We start from the raw sequence: 16432 nt of genomic DNA, 5'->3' as shown, positions 1-16432 counted from the left end.
GCGGTGCGATGGTGACGCTGTGCATGCGTTCGACGTTCTCGGCGATCCGGTCCGCCGCCGCATCCTGGAGCTGCTCGCCGAGGGCGAACGATCCTCCGGCGAGGTCAGCGCGGTCGTCCAGGAGGAGTTCGGGATCTCCCAGCCGGGAGTGTCACAGCATCTGCGGGTGCTGCGAGAGAACGGTTTCGCGACCGTACGGGCCGAAGGCACCCGCCGCCTCTACGCCGTCGACCCCGGGCCGCTGCGGGAGATCGACCAGTGGCTGGAGCGCTACCGCCGGTTCTGGGCCCAGCCGCTGGACGCCCTCGCCACCGAGCTCGCACGCGGACGGCGACGCGCCAGGGCCGGGGACGACGTCCCCGGCCCCGACCACGGGCGGGAGCAGCCGTGACCGGGCCGGTGCTAGATCGGCGCACCGCGCATGCTCGCCCACCTCCCGTTTCCACGCTCCCAGGGGTCGACGCGCTCAGCCCTCGGCGGACGATGACCGCCGGCCGGCCGCGCCGCGCGGACGAGGGCGACCGGTGGTGGTTTGGTCGTCAGGCGCCCGCTCTGACACCATGGGCAAGCGGAACTATGTTCCGTTAGGGAGATTCCGCTTGCGGGCTCGGTGGCGGAGGGAGCGGCGCGGTGAACGACGGCGAGGACGGCGCAGGGCAGGCGGCCCGGTCCAAGCGGGCGGACGCCCGGCGTAACGAGGAGACTCTGCTCGACGCGGCCGCCGCGATCTTCGTGACGTCAGGCGTGGAAGCGCCGGTACGCGACATCGCGGCCAAGGCCGGCGTCGGGACGGGCACGATCTACCGCCACTTCCCGACCCGGGCGGATCTCATCATCGCCGTCTACCGGCACCAGGTCGAGGCCTGCGCCGAGGCCGGTCCGGCCCTGCTGGCGAGCAGCCCAAGCCCGCATGCCGCACTGGGGCGATGGATCAATCTCTTCGTGGACTTCCTGGTCACCAAGCACGGACTCGCTGCCGTGCTGCAGTCCGACAACGCCGGCTTCGACACGCTGCACGCCTACTTCCTCGACCGCCTCGTGCCCGTGTGCGCTCAGCTCCTCGACGCCGCAGCCGTCGCCGGCGAGATCCGCTCCGACCTGGATGCCTACGAACTCATGCGCGGCGTCGGGAACCTCTGCATCGGCGCCGACCACGACCCCCGCTACGACGCACGCCGCATGGTCGAACTGCTCATCGCGGGACTGCTTCGATCGCGCCCGGCCTGATCCCGGCGCAGGCCGGTGCCGTCACCCGGGCGTGGTGCGCCGGTGCCGCCCGTAGAGCTGGGCGAGGCGCCCGACCGGCGAGGTGCGGAGCTTGTGGCGATGCGCGTCGTAGCCGTCGCGGGTGGTGCGCGGGTCGGCGTGGCCGAGCAGGTCCTGCACCTTGTGCAGGGGGACGTCGTCGCCCAGCAGCACGGTGGCCACCGTGCGGCGGCCGGTGTGCGGGGTGATGGTGTCGGCGGAGGGCAGGCCGGCCTGCCGGGCCAGGGCCCGCAACGTGTTGGAGACATCGCGCTGGGTCAGCGGCTTGCCACCGGGTTTGCTCTGGTCGTAGGGGTGCGGCGTGGTGAGCAGCAGCCGCCCGGTCACCGCGGTGACGGCCACGTGCTCCCGGGCGGCGCGCAGGGTGAGGTAGTGGTTCAGCGGGGCCAGCACCTCGGGCTCCAGCCGGACGAAGTCGGGCTCGTCGCCCTTCTTGGTGAAGCGCAGGATCGGGTAGCCGGCCTCGTGGTCGAGGTCGTGCACCTGCGCGCGGTAGGCGACGCTGACCCGTACCCCGGTGTGGAACAGCAGCGCCAGCAGTGCGGCGTCGCGCCAGGCCGCCTCGCTGCCGAGCCGGGCGGCCCGCCCCTCGGCGTGGTCGAGCAGCGCGGCGGTCGCCGCCTCGTCCAGCGCGGGCAGCGCCACCGACCGGCCGGTCCGCGGCCGGGTCACGGCGCCGACCGGGTTGCGCTCGGTCACCTCGTTGGACTGCAGGTAGGCGTACCAGCTCGAGACCGCCGCGAGCCGGCGGGCGAGGGTGGCCGCCGAGGCGGCGCGGACCTGGCCGTGCGGGCCCGGGCCGGTGACGGTGAGCTGGTCCTTCCAGTCGTCGGCGTCCGCGCGCCGCGCTTTGAGGGGGTCCAGCCCGGTGCGCGCGCAGTAGGCAAGCCAGGACGCCAGGTCCCCGAAATAGGCCCGGCGGGTGTGATGGCTGTTCTTGGCCAGCAGCCACGAAGCCGTCAGCTTCGCGAGCCCGTACCGGTCACCGGGGTCGGGGGCGGGCAGAGCGGGCAGCCGCAGCACCGCCGAGACGACGAGCGCGCGCAGCGCCGCCGGATCCTGCGGGGCCTCGGACGGCAGCGCCGGCTCCTCCGGCCGGGCGGGCGTCGGCGGCCGCGAGGTCCCGTCCATGGTCATGGCCCCTCCGGATCCCTTCCGCATCCCTGCTGCGTGGCCTCCCACCGTATGCCCGGCCCACCCGGCCGGAGCGCAGGGACCCGGCCGACATCGCCGGTCCGCGAACGCACCGGTGCCGCCGGCGCCCGAGGGGCCGGTCACGGACCGGTCGTGAGCTCCGTCAGCCGCCGGGTGAGGTAGCGGCGTTCGGCGTCGGTGCTCGCCAGCGTGAGCGCTTCGCGGTAGGCGGTGGCGGCCTCGGCGCGGCGGTCGAGGCGGCGCAGCAGGTCGGCGCGGGTGGCGGGCAGCAGGTGGTAGCCCGCGAGCCTCCCCGACGCTTCCAGTGCCGCCACCAGGGCCAGGCCCGCCGCGGGCCCGTCGGCCATGCCCACGGCCACCGCCCGGTTCAGCTCCACCACCGCGGAGGGCACCAGCCGGGCGAGCCGGCCGTAGAGCGCCGCGATCTGAGCCCAGTCGGTGTCGGCCGCCTCGGCCGCCGTCGCGTGACAGGCGGCGATCGCCGCCTGCACCTGGTACGGGCCCGGGACCCCCCGGCGCAGCGCCTCGTCCAGCAGTTCGACGCCCTCACTGATCTCGTCGGCGTTCCAGCGGGAGCGATCCTGGTGCTCCAGGGTCACCAGGTCACCCGCGTCGTCGAACCGGGTGGCGCGCCGCGCGTCGTGCAGCAGCATCAGTGCGAGCAGGCCGCCCGCCTCCGGCTCCCCCGGCATCAGCCGGGCGAGGACGCGAGCCAGCCGGATGGCCTCCGCGCACAGTCCCTCCCGTACCAGTCCGGCGCCCATGGTGGCGGCGTACCCCTCGTTGAACAGCAGATACAGCACCCCGAGCACGGCCGCCGTGCGTTCGGGCAGCAGGTGCGCCGGAGGGACCCGGTACGGGATGCCCGCGTTGCGGATCTTGTGCTTGGCCCGGACCAGCCGCTTGGACATCGTCTGTTCCGGGACCAGGAACGCCCGGGCGATCTCGGCGGTGGTCAGCCCCGCCAGGGTCCGGAGCGTGAGCGCGACCCGTGCCTCGAAGGCCAGCGCCGGGTGGCAGCAGGTGAACATCAGCCGCAGCCGATCGTCGCGGACACCGCTCACCGCCCCGCCGTCGCCGCCGGGCTCGTCCGGGACCGACATGACGGCCGCCTCCCGCAGCTTGGCGGCGCCGACGGCCTCGCGACGCAGCCGGTCGGTGGCGCGGTTGCGCGCGGTGGTGGTCAGCCAGGCGCCGGGGCGCCGGGGTACGCCGTCGCGCGGCCAGCGCTGCAGCGCGGCGGCGAACGCCTCCTGCGCACACTCCTCGGCGAGGTCCCAGTCACCGGTCATCCGGATCAGGGTGGCGACGATCTGCCCCCACTCCTCCCGGAAGACGCCCGCGACCACGGCCTTGACGTCGGCCGTCACCCCTCCCAGACCGGCCTGATCTCGATCTGCCCGACCTCGGCCCACGGATGCCGGGAGACCACTTCGATGGCCTCGTCGAGATCCGCGCACTCGATCAGGCTGAACCCGCCCATCTGATCCTTCGTCTCGGCGAACGGCCCGTCGGCCAGCAGGACCTCGTCGCCGCGCACGCGCACCGTCGTGGCGTCGGTGCTCGGCTGCAGGCCCGCGGCCGCCTGTAGGACCCCGCACTTCCTCATCTCCTCGTCCCAGCCTCCGCATCCGGCCATGGCCGCCTCCTGCGCGGCCCCTGGCCGGCCGGTCTCGTCGCTGCACAGCAGCAGCATGTATCGCACGGCTCCTCCTCGGGTTGCCCGTCACCGGTAGGAGGCACGGTATGCCCGCACACGGACAGCCGGCTCTCCGCCTCACGGCTGCTCCACGGGATCGTCCATCAGCCGCCGTACCTCCACCGGATCGAACCTGGCCTCCGGGACCCGGGTGGCGATCTCCGTCGCCCGGTCGATGCTCTCGCAGTCGACCAGGTAGTAGCCCGCCAGCACCTCCTTGGCCTCGGTGAACGGGCCGTCGGTCACCGCCGGCACGCCGTCGCGCACCTGTACGGTCCGGGCGTCCACCGTGGTCAGCCCCACCGACGCGACCAGCTCACCCGACTCGGTGAGCTCCTCGATCAGCTTCCCGTGGGCTCGGACGACCGCCCGGTACTCCTCGTCGGTGGACGCGTCCCAGGCCTCCTGGTTGCCGTAGATCAGCAGCATGTACTTCATCGTGTCGCCTCTCGCGGTTCCGGCGCCCGCGGTGGACGCCTCTGCGGGGAACGTCGCGGCCGGCCGGACGTTCTCGACATCCCGTGACCGGTCTTCGCGGCTCCACGCCGTCACGTGCAGGACATCCCTGCCCATGGTCCCGCACCGGCCAGGCCTCCACCCTCCGTGATCACGCAATCGATCGACGAACGACTGCGTGATCACGGAGGGTGGGCGGCGCGGGGCGTCTCACCGGGGCCGGTCATGGTAGGACGTGTCATGGACTTGGCGACGGAGGGCTGATGGACGACGCGCATGTGGACGCCTACCTGACCCGGATCGGTGCCGTACGGCCGGAGCGCCCGGACGCGGAGGCACTGCGCGTGCTGCAACTGGCGCATCTGACCACGGTGCCCTTCGAGAACCTCAGCATCCATCTCGGTGAGCCCATCGTGCTCGACGAGCGGGCCCTGGTGGAGAAGATCGTCGATCGGCGGCGGGGCGGGTTCTGCTACGAGCTCAACGGCGCCTTCGCGGCGCTGCTCACCGCGCTCGGCTACCGGGTGACGCTGCTGTCCGCCCGGGTCTTCGGCGGCGGTCGGGTGGGCCCGCCGTTCGACCATCTGGCGCTTCGGGTCGACCTGGCGGAGCCCTGGTTGGTCGACGTCGGATTCGGCGCGTTCTCCCATCACCCGCTGCGCCTGGACGACCGGGCGGACCAGTCCGACCCCGCCGGGGTGTTCCGGCTGTCCGAAGGCGAGAGCGGGTACGGGGACCTCGACGTCACGCTCGACGCGAAGCCCCAGTACCGGTTCGGGCCGCGGCCGTACGAGCTGACCGACTTCGTGCCGACCTGCTGGTGGCAGCAGACCTCGCCGCAGTCCCACTTCACCCGGTCGCTGACGTGCTCCGTGCTCACCGGGTCCGGCCGGGTCACCCTCAGCGGGAACAGGCTCATCCACACCGAGCAGGGCGAGCGCCGCGAACGCCTCCTCGACGACACCGAGGTGCTCGCCGCCTACCGCGACTACTTCCACATCACCTTGGACAGGGTGCCCGCCGTCACCGCGCCGCGGGTCCCGCAGCCCCGCGCATAGCGGGCATGTCGCGAAAAAAAGCTTGGGCCGGCATGTCGATCCGGCCGGTCCTCGGTCGACGCGCAGGTAGAGGCAGGAGCAGATCCGGGCGGACCGGCCCGGAGACGGCTCCGAAACAGAAGAGAGGGACAACGATGCGATTCATCCTGCTGCTCAAGACCGAGGAGAACTCCGCGGCGGGCGCTCCCCCGCAGGCGCTCATGGACGCCATCGCCCAGCGCGGCGAGGAGATGGCCAAGGCCGGTGTGCTGCTCGACACCGGAGGCCTCGCGCCCAGCGCCACCGGCGCCCGGGTACGGCTGGCCGGGGGCAAGGTGACCGTGACCGACGGGCCCTTCACCGAGGCCAAGGAACTGATCGCCAGTTACGCGATGATCGACGTGCCGTCGCGGGACGAGGCGATCGAGATGGCCAGGGCCTTCATGGACCTGCACAGGGAGCACTGGGCGGGCTGGGAGGGCGAGTCCGAGGTGCGTCAGGTCTTCGGGCCGCAGGACTTCGCCCCGGGGCAGTGACCGTCCCCCCAGGGGGCTGACCTGCGTCCGGCGGGATCACTCGGTCCGGGGCGGCCGTGCCCGGCGCCGTCTCACAGTCCCTGAGCTGTGAGACGGCGCCCCGTACCCCGCACCGCCGCCCGCCGCCCAGATCGTGCTCGCCGTGCCTGCCGCGCCCGCCGGAAAATGACATGACACGCCGGCACCGGCACGCGCAGACTCGGGTGGCGACGACGCCGCTCACTCTCGACGCGCGAGGTTCCCATGACCGACGTGGACGCCGCCGGGCCGCGCCTGCTGCCCGGGCACATGACGCCGGTGCCCGACGAGATCGATGCCGTCGATCTCCCCGTCACCGGCACGCTGCCGCCCGAGCTGACCGGCCGGTACTTCCGCAACGGCCCCAATCCGCTGCCCGGCCAGGACATCGGCCATCTGTTCATCGGACCCGGCATGCTGCACGGCGTACGGCTGCGCGACGGCCGCGCCGAGTGGTACCGCAACCGGTGGACACGCACCGGCGCGTTCGACGGCCGGCCGTTCGTCCGCCCCGACGGCACGCTCGACCTGACCGCGACCTCCGCCAACACCCATGTGCTGCGTCATGCCCGGCGCATCCTCGCGCTGGTGGAGGTCGGGCTTCCCTACGAGGTCACGCCCGAGCTGGAGACGGTCGGCCCGTGCGACTTCGACGGGCGGCTGACCACCGCGATGACCGCCCATCCCAGGTGCGACCCCGCGACGGGTGAGCTGCACTTCTTCGGCTACGGCGCGCGCCCGCCGTACCTGACCTATCACCGGCTGGACGCCGACGGGCGGCTCGCGCACAGCCGGGAGATCGCCGTGCCGGCCGGCACGATGATGCACGACTTCGCGATCACCGAGCACCACGTCGTCTGGCTCGACCTGCCGGTCACCTTCCAGCACCGCCTGATCGGCACGGCGATGCCGTACCGCTGGGACGACCGGTACGGCGCGCGCCTGGGCGTCATGCGTCACGACCGGGCCGACGCCCCGGTGCGCTGGTTCGACATCGAACCCTGCTACGTCTTCCACGTCGGCAACGCCTGCGAGGACGCCGCCGGGCGGATCGTCCTGGACGCCGTCCGTTACACGGCCGCCGATTTCACCGCCCTGTGGGGGCTGGTCTCCGGGACCACCGACCCCGCCGCCACGGCGGCCGGCACCTTCGCCGCCCGGCTGCACCGGTGGACGCTCGACCCGGCCACCGGCACGGCCGCCGAGCAGGCACTGGACGATCGCGGGGTGGAGTTCCCGACCGTGGACGACGCCCAGGTGGGCCGGGCCGGCCGCTACCTCTACGCCGTCGCCGGCACCGAGCCGAAGACCACCTCCAAAAGCGCGATCATCAAGTACGACACCGTCGGCGGCACGGTCCGCGGCTACGAGCTGGACGCCGACACGACGGTCGGGGAGGCGGTCTTCGTACCGGCCGCCTCCGGCCCGCGCGACGAGGACGAAGGCTGGCTGATCTCCATCGCGACGCGCCGCGACGGCAGCGCCTCACAGTTGCTGGTGCTCGCCGCCTCGGACGTCACCGCCGGGCCCGTTGCCACGGTCGACCTGCCGCGTGGCGTCCCGACCGGCTTCCACGGCTCCTGGCTGCCCGACCTCGACCGGTCCTGACGGCGTCACGGCGACGGCCACCGCTGGTCACCTCCAGGTCGAAAAGTGGGTACGGCCGACGAAGCGGGCACTGCCCGGCGAGGTCGGTGAGCCGTCAGGCCCCCCGGCGAGCCACCAGACGATCGTGGAGGACGCATGACACAGCTGAAGGGCAAGGCCGCCGTGGTCACCGGCGGATCGCGAGGCATCGGACGGGCGATCGTGGAGCGTCTCGCCCGCGACGGGGCGGCTGTGGTGTTCAACCACGCGCGCAGCACCGAGAGCGCGGCAGAGGTCGTCCGGGCGGTCGAGGAGGCGGGCGGCAGCGCCCGGGGCGTCCAGCTGGATCTGGCCGAGCCGGATGCGGCCCAGCGGCTGATGGAGTTCGCCGAGGACCACCTGGGCGGCCTGGACATCCTGGTCAACAACGCCGCGAAGGACTTCGCCGTGACCCCCATCGCGGAGACCGACGAGGACCTGTTCGACGGCGTCATGGCCGTCAACACCAGGTCCACCTTCCTGACCATCCGCCATGCGGCCCGGCACATGCGCGACGACGGGCGCATCATCAACATCTCCACTCTCAACACCCTCCGGCCGGCACCCGGCAACGCCCCCTACGCCGCCAGCAAGGGCGCGATCGAGCAGCTGACCGCCGTGGCGGCACAGGAACTCGGGGCGCGCGGCATCACCGTCAACACCGTCTCCCCCGGCGCGACCGACACCGACCTGCTCCGCGGGACCAACCCCGCCGAGAACCTCGCGATGATCGTCGCGATCACCCCGCTCGGCCGGCTCGGGCAGCCGTCCGACGTGGCCGACGTCGTCGCCTTCCTGGCGGGTCCGGACGGCCGCTGGATCACCGGCCAGAACATTCGTGCCACCGGAGGCCTCGCCTGACGCAGCCGGCCAGTCGTCCGCCGCGTCGCCGCGGGGGCAGGTGTCCCGCCCGGCACGTGCTGCGCGAGCTCGGCAGCCCGGGGACCGGCCTCATCCGGGTCACGGGCGGGGCGGGTTCACGGCGACGGCCTTGAAGAACGTGTAGGAGAAGGTCCCGCCGTCGTCCGCGGTCCGGCGCAGGTCGGCGATCCCCCGGTCCCAGTCGGCCGGGGTGGTGAGGCCCGCCGCCAGCGCCTCGTCCCGCACGGATTCGATCATGGCGATGAACGTGTTGCGGGTGAAGCCGTCGACCAGCGCGGGCCGCGTCCGGTCGGCGTAGACGGTCCGGGGACCGACCATGACGTCGTGGTAGCCGGCGTCGGCCAGCAGCGGCTGCAGGCGGCGGCCGAGCAACGCGTCCCCGCCGGCGGCCGACTGCAGCCGGACCTGGCAGCCGATCGCCGCGCGGGCGTGGGCGCTGTCGGGGTGAAAGAACGCCGACCCGTGATCCCCCTCGATCACGGTGATGGTGCCTCCCGGCCGCAGCACCCGCCGCAGTCCGGCCAGCGCCCCGCACGGGTCCGGCAGGTGCTCCAGGACGAAGCACACGAACAGGTGGTCGAAGGATTCCGCGCCGAAGGGCAGGTCGTGCAGGTCGGCGTGGCACCACTCGACGCGCCGCTCCGCCCCCGGGGCCGCCAGGGCCGCCACCCGGGCGCGGGCCTGGGCGAGGGAATCCGCGGACACGTCGACCGCGACGATGTGCGCCCCCGGGCCGGCGGCGACCAGGTGCACCGTCTGCGCGCCGACCCCGCAGCCGACCTCCAGCACCCGGCTGCCGGCCGGGTACGCGGTGCCGGCGTGCAGCAGCGCCGCCAGGGTGTCGGCCTGGTCGCCCAACCGGCGGGCCTCGTAGTCGGAGTACCCGTGCACGTAGCCGGCCGCCGTCACCGTCCGCCCTCCCGTCCGTCGCGCCCGTCCCTGGCGGCGCCCGGCGCCGCGTACCCGTCGCTCGCGCGCGGTGTCGTCATCGTCTCCATGCCGTCAGCCTCCCGCCATAATGGCCTGGTGCACAGGTCCGATGGAGATGCCTCTGACCGGTCCATAACCTCGGGTTCGGACTTCCTTCAGCTCAACCCCGGCGACGCTCCGGCGGGCGGGCTGTCCGACTGGCTGGCCCGGCGGCTCCGGCTCGCGATATCGGACGGGCGCCTTCCGGTGGGCAGCAGGCTGCCGGCCACCCGGGTCCTGGCCGCGGACCTCCGGGTGTCTCGTGGCGTCGTGACCGAGGCGTACCAGCGCCTGACCGAGGACGGGCACGTCGCCGGGCGCGGCCGGGGCGGAACGGTCGTCGTCGCCGCCCCCGTGGTGGCGGCACCGGTCGCGGCCCGGCCGCCCGCGCCCGCCAGCCCGCCGACGGCGAGCGCGCTGTTCACCGCCGAGCCGGGCGCGGACGTCTTCGACTCGCTGCGAGCGGTCCACGCGCGGATCGATCTGTCACCCGGTGTGCCCGACCTGGCCGCCTTTCCGCGAACGGCCTGGCTGCGAGCCGAACGCTCGGTGCTCAACGACCTCTCGGCGTCCGACTTCGGCTACGGAGACCCTCGCGGCACCCCGGCGTTGCGGCTCGCCGTGGCCGACTGGCTGGCCCGCAATCGCGGGATCCGGGTGGACCCGAGCGAGGTGATCATCGTCGCCGGGGTCGCGCAGGCGCTCGGGCTGCTCGCGCAGCTGCTCCGGCAGGACGGGATCACCGAGGTCGCGGTGGAGGACCCCGGATCGCTCGGGGCCTGCCAGCATCTGCGCAACTGGCGGCTCGCCACCCCGCCGATCCCCGTCGACTCGGGGGGCCTGCGCGTCGACGAGCTGCGCGTCAGTGGCGCTCCGGCCGTGCTGGTCACCCCGGCACATCAGTTCCCGACCGGGGTGGTGCTCGACGGCGAGCGACGCCGCGAGCTGATGCGCTGGGCAGGTGACGGCGGGCTGGTCATCGAGGACGACTACGACGCCGAGCACCGCTACGACCGGCCTCCGGTCCCGGCCCTGCGCTCGATGCTCGCCGAGCACGTCTGTTACGCCGGGAGCGTGTCCAAGTGGCTCGCCCCCGCCCTCCGGGTGGGATGGGTCCTCGCGCCGCCCCACTACCGTGACGCCTTCGTGGACGCCAAGCGGAACGCGGACCTCGGCAACGCCGTGCTGCCGCAGCTGGTCCTGGCCCGGCTGATGGAGTCGGGCGAGATGGAACGCCACCTGCGCTTCGTCCGCAGACGCCACCGCCGGCGGCGGGACGCGATGATCGACGCCATGAGAGCGCACCTTCCGCGGGCGGTCGTGCACGGGGCCGCGGCGGGCCTGCACCTCACGGTCACCTTCGACGCCGGTGTCGCCGATGTCGACCTCGCCGCGGCGGCGCTCGCAGGCGGCGTCAAGGTGCAGCCGCTGTCGTGGCACAGCCAGCGCCCGAGCCTGCCGGGCCTCGTCCTGGGCTATGCCGCGAGCACCCCGGCCGACATCGCCGAGGGGGTCGCCACCCTCGGCAGCGTGCTGCGGCGGCTGCGCTGAGGAGCTCCCGGCCGGTGGCCGCCGCGGCCGGCCAGGGCCTTCGTGACCTGCCGCTCCGTAGGCCTGGGGGGCACCGGCCTATGCGGGCGCGTCGTCCGGTCTCCTCCGGGGCCGTGCGCGCAGGTGCGCGCGCTCACCCTGCCTGCCGAACAGGCAGAGGAACTCGACGGGTTCGCCGCCGACGCTGCCGGACCAGTGCGGTACACGGGTGTCGAACTCGGCCGCCTCACCGGGTGAGAGCACCAGGTCCTGTTCGCCTAGTACGAGCCGCAGCCGTCCGTTGAGGACGTACAGCCACTCATAGCCCTCGTGCACCTGAGGATCCGGTGTCTGGGGGTGCGGGCTGGCGGGAATGACCTGCTTGAAGGCCTGAAGACCGCCGGCCCGCCGCGTCAGGGGCACCACCGTCATCCCGTGGTGGGTGGTCGGGCGCAGGTGGATGCGCGGATCCCCGGTGGGCGGCGCGCCGACGAGTTCGTCGAGCGGCACTCCATGGGCCTTGGCCAGCGGCAGGAGCAGTTCGAGATTGGGCCGGCGGCGGCCGGACTCCAGCCGGGACAGGGTGCTGACGGAGATGCCGGTCGCCGCGGACAGCTCGGCCAGCGTGGTCTCGCGCTGCTGCCGGAGCGCGCGCAACCGGGGCCCCACCGCCGCGAGGACCTGGTCCAGATCATCGTCCATACTCCTGAGTTTGCCAGATCCGCAACGACGTTTGCCACAACGGTCCGACTCCGCTGGTCCGCGACCGGCCGGCCGCGCCGCTGCCGGCATCCACGGACTTCTGATCCGTGGATAAGCGTGGCATGGACCCGCCTGCCGCAGTTTGCGACTCTGACTTCGACCGAAAAGCTACGCTGACCAGGGAAGTTGCCATGAAGGACGTATCCGTACCAGATCTCACCGGAAGGCTCGCCGTCGTGACCGGCGCGAGCGACGGTATCGGCCTCGGCCTGGCCGTGCGCCTGGCCCAGGCGGGCGCCGACCTCGTACTGCCGGTCCGCAACCCCGCCAAGGGGCGCGCCGCCGTCACCCGTGTCCTCGCCGCGGCGCCCGGCGCCACGGTCTCCGTCGGAGAGCTCGACCTCGCCTCGCTGGAGTCGGTGGCGGCGTTCGCGGGCAAGCTGAACGCCGAGGGCCGCCCGGTCGACATCCTGATCAACAACGCGGGCGTCATGGCCCCGGCCACCCGGCACACCACGTCCGACGGCCTGGAGCTGCAGTTCGGCACCAACCACATCGGCCACCTGGCGCTGGTGGGAGGGATCCTGCCGCTGCTGCGCGCCGGCCAGGCCCGGGTCACCACCATGTCGAGCAGCGCCGCCCGCACCGGCAAGATCGACTGGGACGATCTCCAGAGCGAGCGCAAGTACTCGCCGATACGTTCGTACGGCCAGTCGAAACTGGCCAACCTGATGTTCGGCCTCGAGCTCGACCGGCGCAGCCGGGCCGGCGGCTGGGGTCTCGTCAGCAACGTCGCCCACCCCGGCACGACCTACACCAACCTGTACGCCTCCGGCCCCAACCTCGGCCGCGAGCGCCCGTCGCGCCATGACTCGATCGTGAAGCGGCTCGCCCGCTGGGGGGTATTCGTGCAGACCGTCGACAGGGGGGTGCTCCCCGCCTTGTACGCTGCTACCAGCCCAGATGCGCAGGGCGGCCGGTTCTACGGCCCCGACGGCATCGGCCAGTTCACCGGTGACGCGACCGAGCTGACCGTCTACAAGACGGCTCGGAACGAGGCCGACGCGGCTCGCCTCTGGGGCGTCTCCGAGCGCCTGGCCGGGGTCGAGTACGGCGCCTGACGGCACCGAGGGGGGAGATTCGTCTCATGGACCGGGCCCATCTCGCCGACTTCCTGCGCACCCGGCGGGAGGCACTGCAGCCCGAGGACGTCGGGCTGCCCCGCGGGCAGCGCCGCCGCACCGGCGGGCTGCGCCGCGAGGAGGTCGCCGCGCTGTGCGGCATGTCCGCCGACTACTACAGCCGGATCGAGCAGCAGCGCGGGCCCAACCCGTCCGAGCAGATGCTCGCCGCGATCGCCCGCGGCCTGCACCTCTCGCTCGAGGAGCGCGACCATCTGTTCCGCCTCGCCGGTCACGCCACCCCCCGGCGGGTCTTCCGCGGCGACCACATCAATCCCGGCATGATGCGCATCCTCGACCGGCTGGAGGACACCCCCGCGCAGGTGATGAGCCATCTCGGCGAGACGCTCAAGCAGACCCGGCTCGCGGTGGCGCTGATGGGCGACGACAGCGTCCACACCGGCCCGGCCCGCAGCCGGCACTACCGCTGGTTCACCGACCCGGCCTCGCGACTGATCTATCCCGAGGACGACCACCCGATGCACTCCCGCCTCTTCGTGGCCCACCTGCACGAGGCGTACACCCGGGACGGCAAGGGCTCGCGTGCGGCCGCGCTGGTCGACGCGCTGCTGGCGGCCAGCCCGGAGTTCGCCGCGCTCTGGCGCGAGCACCCCGTCCTGGGCCCGTACTGCGGGCCCAAGCGCGTCCTGCACCCGCGGCTCGGCCTGCTCGAACTGCACTGCCAGACCCTGGTCGACCCCGACCAGTCCCAGCTACTGCAGGTCTTCACCGCCGTACCGGGCAGCGAGAGCCACGAGAAGCTCGAGCTGCTCTCGGTGATCGGCGACCAGCGCATCTGAGGTTCAGCTCTCCTGGATCTCGTACCAGTACCAAGGGCCCTCCAGGTGCCCGTACTCGACGGACTCCACCTCCGCTGCCCGATAGCCGGCCGGCACGCCGCCAGGTGCGTAGAGAAACCCGCACTCGGTGAAGACGAAACCGGCGTTCCGGACCGGCAGCCTGACCGGACCGTTCGCCACCACGGGCTTGCCGAGCCGGTAGATCCCGGCCCGTCCAGGTTCCCCCGTCTCGACGTGGCGAGCAAGATCACTCTTGGAGACCTGAAACCCCGCCCAGAGCGGCAAACCCGTCCACATCAGTGCGAACGTGGCGACGGCCAGAACAGGCGGTGTGGCCAGGACCAGGCTTCTCCCCCGGGTGAACAGCAAGATCAGCCACGCGACGCCCGCCGCGGCCCAGGACACCGAGGCCAGAAGAAGGAGGTCGAACGTCCCGCCCGGAATGGCCTTGTAGTAAAGAGCGATCACCGAGGCCGCCGACGCCACCACGATGGACAGGATGCTCGGCAGAGATTTCGCACGCATCGGGGCAAGCTAGCGACCCTTGGCACGAGCCGCATCGGCCAGGAGGCGGAGAGGCCGCCCCGCTGCCGCGCGAGCCCGAGCGGTTCCAGCGGGCCTGCCCTCCTGGCCCGCAGGCCGCCGGCCCGGCCGTCCTCACCGCGGGCGGATGAGCCGGGTCTCGTAGGCGAAGACCACCGCCTGCACCCGGTCGCGTAGTTCCAGTTTCGGCAGGATCCGGCTCAGGTGGGTTTTCACGGTGGCCTCCGCGAGGTGCAGAGCCGCGGCGATCTCGGTGTTGGACAGGCCGCGGGCCACCTCGACGAGCACTTCGCGCTCGCGTGCCGTCAGCCGTTCCAGGCGCTCGTCCTCCACCTGCCCGCGGTCGGCGGGGAGGTGCTGAGCGAAGGTCTCCAGCAGGCGGCGGGTGATCCGCGGGGAGACCACCGCGTCGCCCGCGGCGACGCTTCGGATCGCCGCGAGCAGCTCCTCGGGCAGCGCGTTCTTCAGCAGGAAACCCGACGCCCCGGCCTTGAGCCCGGCGAAGGCGTATTCGTCGAGGTCGAAGGTGGTCAGGATGAGCACCCGGGTCTGCGGGCAGTCCCGGACGATCCGGCCGGTCGCCTCGATTCCGTCGACACCCGGCATACGGACGTCCATGAGGACGACATCAGGGCACAGCCGCCGCGCCAGCCGTACCGCTTCGGTGCCGTCCCCGGCCTCGCCGACCGGCTCCAGGTCCGGCTGGCCTTCCAGGACCATCGTGAACGCCATGCGCAGCAGCGGTTCGTCGTCGGCGATCAGGACGCGGATCGTCACGCGGCACCCGTCCCCGCCGGGCGCAGGTCGAGGTGGGCCGAGACCTGCCAGCCGCCGTCCGGGACCGGGCCCGCCACCAGGGTCCCGCCGTAGGCGGCCACGCGCTCGCGCATGCCGGGGATGCCATGGCCGTGCCCCCGGCCGGGAGCCCGCGCGGTGCGGCTGTCGCCGTCGTCGGTGACCTCGATGTCGATGGCGCCAGGGAGGCAGCGCACCCGCACCTCCGCCCGGGTGCCGGGAGCGGTGTGCTTGAGAGCGTTGGTCAAGGCTTCCTGTGCCAGGCGGTAGACGGTGAGCTGCGCGGCGGGAGGGACGGCGGAGTCATCGCCCTCCAGCCGGAGCCGGGCCGGCAGCCCGGCCGCGCGCACCTGGTCGATGAGTGCGCCGAGCTGCGCGAGGCCGGGCATCGGGTGACGCAGGGCGTCCGGTTCGTCGGCCCGCAGGACCCCGAGGAACCGCCGCATGTCGGTCAGTGCCTGCCGCCCGGTGCCGGAGATCTGCCGCATGGCGGCGGTCGTCTTGTCCGGGCTGCGGTACTGCGCGAAGACCGCGGCGTCGGCGAGTGCGACCATCACCGACAGGTTGTGGCTGACGATGTCGTGCATCTCCCGGGCGATACGGCCCCGTTCCTCGGCCACCGCGAGCTGGGCCCGCTGGTCGCGCTCCCGCTCCAGGCGTACCGCCCGGTCCTCCACCGACGCGAGATAGGCACGCCTGGTCCGGGTGTTGGTGCCGATGACGGCGGAGGCGGTGGCCATGGCGGTCAGCCCCACGACCGACCCGAGGTACTTCCCCTCCGATGACCAGGCCACCGAGGCCATCAGGATCCCCGCTTCGAGAACGGCACCGGCGAGCAGCAGGCGGCCGCGTCCGCAGTGTGCGGCGACCGTGTAAAGGGCGACCAGCAGCGCGACGTCACCCGGAAGCTGGACGTCGGCCAGCCACTGGGCGAAGGCCGCGGCGGCCACCGCGGCGAACACCGCCAAGGGCGCCCGCCGCCGCCAGACCAGAGGCAGCAGCAGGGCGACCTGAAGGGCCAGATGCCAGGGATGGTCCCGCAGGCCGAGGCGGACGGCGAAGGTGGTGGGGACGAACAGTGCGGCCACCAGCAATGCGTCCAGAGCCACCGGCCACAGCCGGACGCGCGCCCGCTGCGACCGGACGCACCCGATCAGGGTGCGCCACGGCCCATCCGGCGTCGTGACGGGCGCGGTCGCCGTCATCGGATGCCCGGCCCGGGACCGGCCGCCGCCCC

General features: G+C 72.9%; 18 protein-coding genes. 9 read left to right on the top strand and 9 right to left on the bottom strand.

The annotated features are described in order from the left end of the window. Positions 1-19: 19 nt before the first annotated feature. Both ACRYCC_RS17285 and ACRYCC_RS17280 read left to right on the top strand, forming a co-directional pair. Positions 20-391, top strand: coding sequence for an ArsR/SmtB family transcription factor (locus tag ACRYCC_RS17285; protein ID WP_433813233.1), 372 nt, complete (start codon positions 20-22; stop codon positions 389-391). 239 nt (positions 392-630) lie between these two features. Then, positions 631-1227: a TetR/AcrR family transcriptional regulator gene (locus ACRYCC_RS17280; protein ID WP_433813231.1), complete on the top strand. Its 597-nt coding sequence runs from the start codon at positions 631-633 to the stop codon at positions 1225-1227. A gap of 21 nt (positions 1228-1248) precedes the next feature. Here ACRYCC_RS17280 and ACRYCC_RS17275 read toward each other — a convergent pair whose 3' ends face one another. The 4 genes from ACRYCC_RS17275 to ACRYCC_RS17260 all read right to left on the bottom strand — a co-directional run bounded on the left by ACRYCC_RS17275 (position 1249) and on the right by ACRYCC_RS17260 (position 4693). Beyond that, positions 1249-2403: a tyrosine-type recombinase/integrase gene (locus ACRYCC_RS17275; RefSeq protein ID WP_433813229.1), complete on the bottom strand. Its 1155-nt coding sequence runs from the start codon at positions 2401-2403 to the stop codon at positions 1249-1251. 137 nt (positions 2404-2540) lie between these two features. Further along, positions 2541-3791 (bottom strand): RNA polymerase sigma factor, encoded by a 1251-nt coding sequence (locus ACRYCC_RS17270; RefSeq protein ID WP_433813227.1) that lies wholly within the window; start codon positions 3789-3791, stop codon positions 2541-2543. After that, positions 3788-4117: a YciI family protein gene (locus ACRYCC_RS17265; RefSeq protein ID WP_433813907.1), complete on the bottom strand. Its 330-nt coding sequence runs from the start codon at positions 4115-4117 to the stop codon at positions 3788-3790. Before ACRYCC_RS17265 ends, ACRYCC_RS17270 begins: the two co-directional genes overlap by 4 nt. An 81-nt stretch (positions 4118-4198) precedes the next feature. Beyond that, positions 4199-4693, bottom strand: a complete 495-nt coding sequence (locus ACRYCC_RS17260; RefSeq protein WP_433813225.1) for a YciI family protein — start codon at positions 4691-4693, stop codon at positions 4199-4201. A gap of 146 nt (positions 4694-4839) precedes the next feature. Between ACRYCC_RS17260 and ACRYCC_RS17255 the strand changes: the two genes are divergently transcribed. The 4 genes from ACRYCC_RS17255 (at position 4840) to ACRYCC_RS17240 (ending at position 8654) form a co-directional block, all read left to right on the top strand. Further along, the gene (locus ACRYCC_RS17255; RefSeq protein ID WP_433813223.1) at positions 4840-5634 is read left to right on the top strand and encodes an arylamine N-acetyltransferase family protein; all 795 of its coding nucleotides are present in this window, start codon (positions 4840-4842) and stop codon (positions 5632-5634) included. A 134-nt stretch (positions 5635-5768) separates the two neighbouring features. Next, on the top strand, positions 5769-6149 hold the full coding sequence (locus tag ACRYCC_RS17250; RefSeq protein ID WP_433813221.1) for a YciI family protein: 381 nt from the start codon (positions 5769-5771) through the stop codon (positions 6147-6149). Positions 6150-6392: 243 nt separating this feature from the next. Beyond that, positions 6393-7775, top strand: coding sequence for a carotenoid oxygenase family protein (locus tag ACRYCC_RS17245; RefSeq protein ID WP_433813219.1), 1383 nt, complete (start codon positions 6393-6395; stop codon positions 7773-7775). Between the two features lie 135 nt (positions 7776-7910). Further along, positions 7911-8654, top strand: coding sequence for a glucose 1-dehydrogenase (locus ACRYCC_RS17240; RefSeq protein ID WP_433813218.1), 744 nt, complete (start codon positions 7911-7913; stop codon positions 8652-8654). Between the two features lie 99 nt (positions 8655-8753). Here ACRYCC_RS17240 and ACRYCC_RS17235 read toward each other — a convergent pair whose 3' ends face one another. Continuing rightward, positions 8754-9584: a methyltransferase domain-containing protein gene (locus ACRYCC_RS17235; RefSeq protein WP_433813216.1), complete on the bottom strand. Its 831-nt coding sequence runs from the start codon at positions 9582-9584 to the stop codon at positions 8754-8756. A gap of 117 nt (positions 9585-9701) precedes the next feature. Here ACRYCC_RS17235 and pdxR point away from each other — a divergent pair, with 117 nt between their 5' ends. Then, the gene (gene pdxR, locus ACRYCC_RS17230; RefSeq protein WP_433813214.1) at positions 9702-11195 is read left to right on the top strand and encodes a MocR-like pyridoxine biosynthesis transcription factor PdxR; all 1494 of its coding nucleotides are present in this window, start codon (positions 9702-9704) and stop codon (positions 11193-11195) included. 78 nt (positions 11196-11273) lie between these two features. Here the strand turns inward: pdxR and ACRYCC_RS17225 are convergent, their stop codons facing one another. Beyond that, complete coding sequence (locus tag ACRYCC_RS17225; RefSeq protein WP_433813212.1) at positions 11274-11876, bottom strand: helix-turn-helix domain-containing protein; 603 nt, start codon at positions 11874-11876, stop codon at positions 11274-11276. 191 nt (positions 11877-12067) lie between these two features. On the opposite strand from ACRYCC_RS17225, the gene ACRYCC_RS17220 reads away from it, so the two are divergent. Beyond that, positions 12068-12997 carry an SDR family oxidoreductase gene (locus ACRYCC_RS17220; protein WP_433813210.1) on the top strand — a complete coding sequence of 310 codons (930 nt, stop codon included), beginning with the start codon at positions 12068-12070 and terminating at the stop codon, positions 12995-12997. Between the two features lie 26 nt (positions 12998-13023). After that, positions 13024-13857 carry a helix-turn-helix transcriptional regulator gene (locus ACRYCC_RS17215; RefSeq protein ID WP_433813208.1) on the top strand — a complete coding sequence of 278 codons (834 nt, stop codon included), beginning with the start codon at positions 13024-13026 and terminating at the stop codon, positions 13855-13857. A gap of 3 nt (positions 13858-13860) precedes the next feature. Here ACRYCC_RS17215 and ACRYCC_RS17210 read toward each other — a convergent pair whose 3' ends face one another. From ACRYCC_RS17210 to ACRYCC_RS17200, 3 genes are all read right to left on the bottom strand, one after another. Next, complete coding sequence (locus ACRYCC_RS17210) at positions 13861-14382, bottom strand: hypothetical protein (protein WP_433813206.1); 522 nt, start codon at positions 14380-14382, stop codon at positions 13861-13863. 132 nt (positions 14383-14514) lie between these two features. Then, positions 14515-15177 (bottom strand): response regulator, encoded by a 663-nt coding sequence (locus ACRYCC_RS17205; protein ID WP_433813204.1) that lies wholly within the window; start codon positions 15175-15177, stop codon positions 14515-14517. Beyond that, on the bottom strand, positions 15174-16400 hold the full coding sequence (locus tag ACRYCC_RS17200; protein ID WP_433813202.1) for a sensor histidine kinase: 1227 nt from the start codon (positions 16398-16400) through the stop codon (positions 15174-15176). Before ACRYCC_RS17200 ends, ACRYCC_RS17205 begins: the two co-directional genes overlap by 4 nt. Positions 16401-16432: the final 32 nt, after the last annotated feature.

This window comes from Actinomadura scrupuli (assembly GCF_050971785.1).
Taxonomy (GTDB): domain Bacteria; phylum Actinomycetota; class Actinomycetes; order Streptosporangiales; family Streptosporangiaceae; genus Actinomadura_E; species Actinomadura_E scrupuli.
Note: the sequence above shows the minus strand (reverse complement) of the source record. Positions and strands in the feature narration are given on the sequence as shown.

What these genes read in the sequence shown, in the direction of transcription:
- ACRYCC_RS17255 (WP_433813223.1), top strand. Translation starts at nt 4,840, where the DNA reads ATGGACGACGCGCATGTGGACGCCTACCTGACCCGGATCGGTGCCGTA.
- ACRYCC_RS17260 (WP_433813225.1), bottom strand. Translation starts at nt 4,693, where the DNA reads ATGGGCAGGGATGTCCTGCACGTGACGGCGTGGAGCCGCGAAGACCGG.
- ACRYCC_RS17220 (WP_433813210.1), top strand. Translation starts at nt 12,068, where the DNA reads ATGAAGGACGTATCCGTACCAGATCTCACCGGAAGGCTCGCCGTCGTG.
- ACRYCC_RS17240 (WP_433813218.1), top strand. Translation starts at nt 7,911, where the DNA reads ATGACACAGCTGAAGGGCAAGGCCGCCGTGGTCACCGGCGGATCGCGA.
- ACRYCC_RS17210 (WP_433813206.1), bottom strand. Translation starts at nt 14,382, where the DNA reads ATGCGTGCGAAATCTCTGCCGAGCATCCTGTCCATCGTGGTGGCGTCG.
- ACRYCC_RS17275 (WP_433813229.1), bottom strand. Translation starts at nt 2,403, where the DNA reads ATGACCATGGACGGGACCTCGCGGCCGCCGACGCCCGCCCGGCCGGAG.
- ACRYCC_RS17245 (WP_433813219.1), top strand. Translation starts at nt 6,393, where the DNA reads ATGACCGACGTGGACGCCGCCGGGCCGCGCCTGCTGCCCGGGCACATG.
- ACRYCC_RS17225 (WP_433813212.1), bottom strand. Translation starts at nt 11,876, where the DNA reads ATGGACGATGATCTGGACCAGGTCCTCGCGGCGGTGGGGCCCCGGTTG.
- ACRYCC_RS17250 (WP_433813221.1), top strand. Translation starts at nt 5,769, where the DNA reads ATGCGATTCATCCTGCTGCTCAAGACCGAGGAGAACTCCGCGGCGGGC.
- ACRYCC_RS17265 (WP_433813907.1), bottom strand. Translation starts at nt 4,117, where the DNA reads ATGCTGCTGCTGTGCAGCGACGAGACCGGCCGGCCAGGGGCCGCGCAG.
- ACRYCC_RS17200 (WP_433813202.1), bottom strand. Translation starts at nt 16,400, where the DNA reads ATGACGGCGACCGCGCCCGTCACGACGCCGGATGGGCCGTGGCGCACC.
- ACRYCC_RS17215 (WP_433813208.1), top strand. Translation starts at nt 13,024, where the DNA reads ATGGACCGGGCCCATCTCGCCGACTTCCTGCGCACCCGGCGGGAGGCA.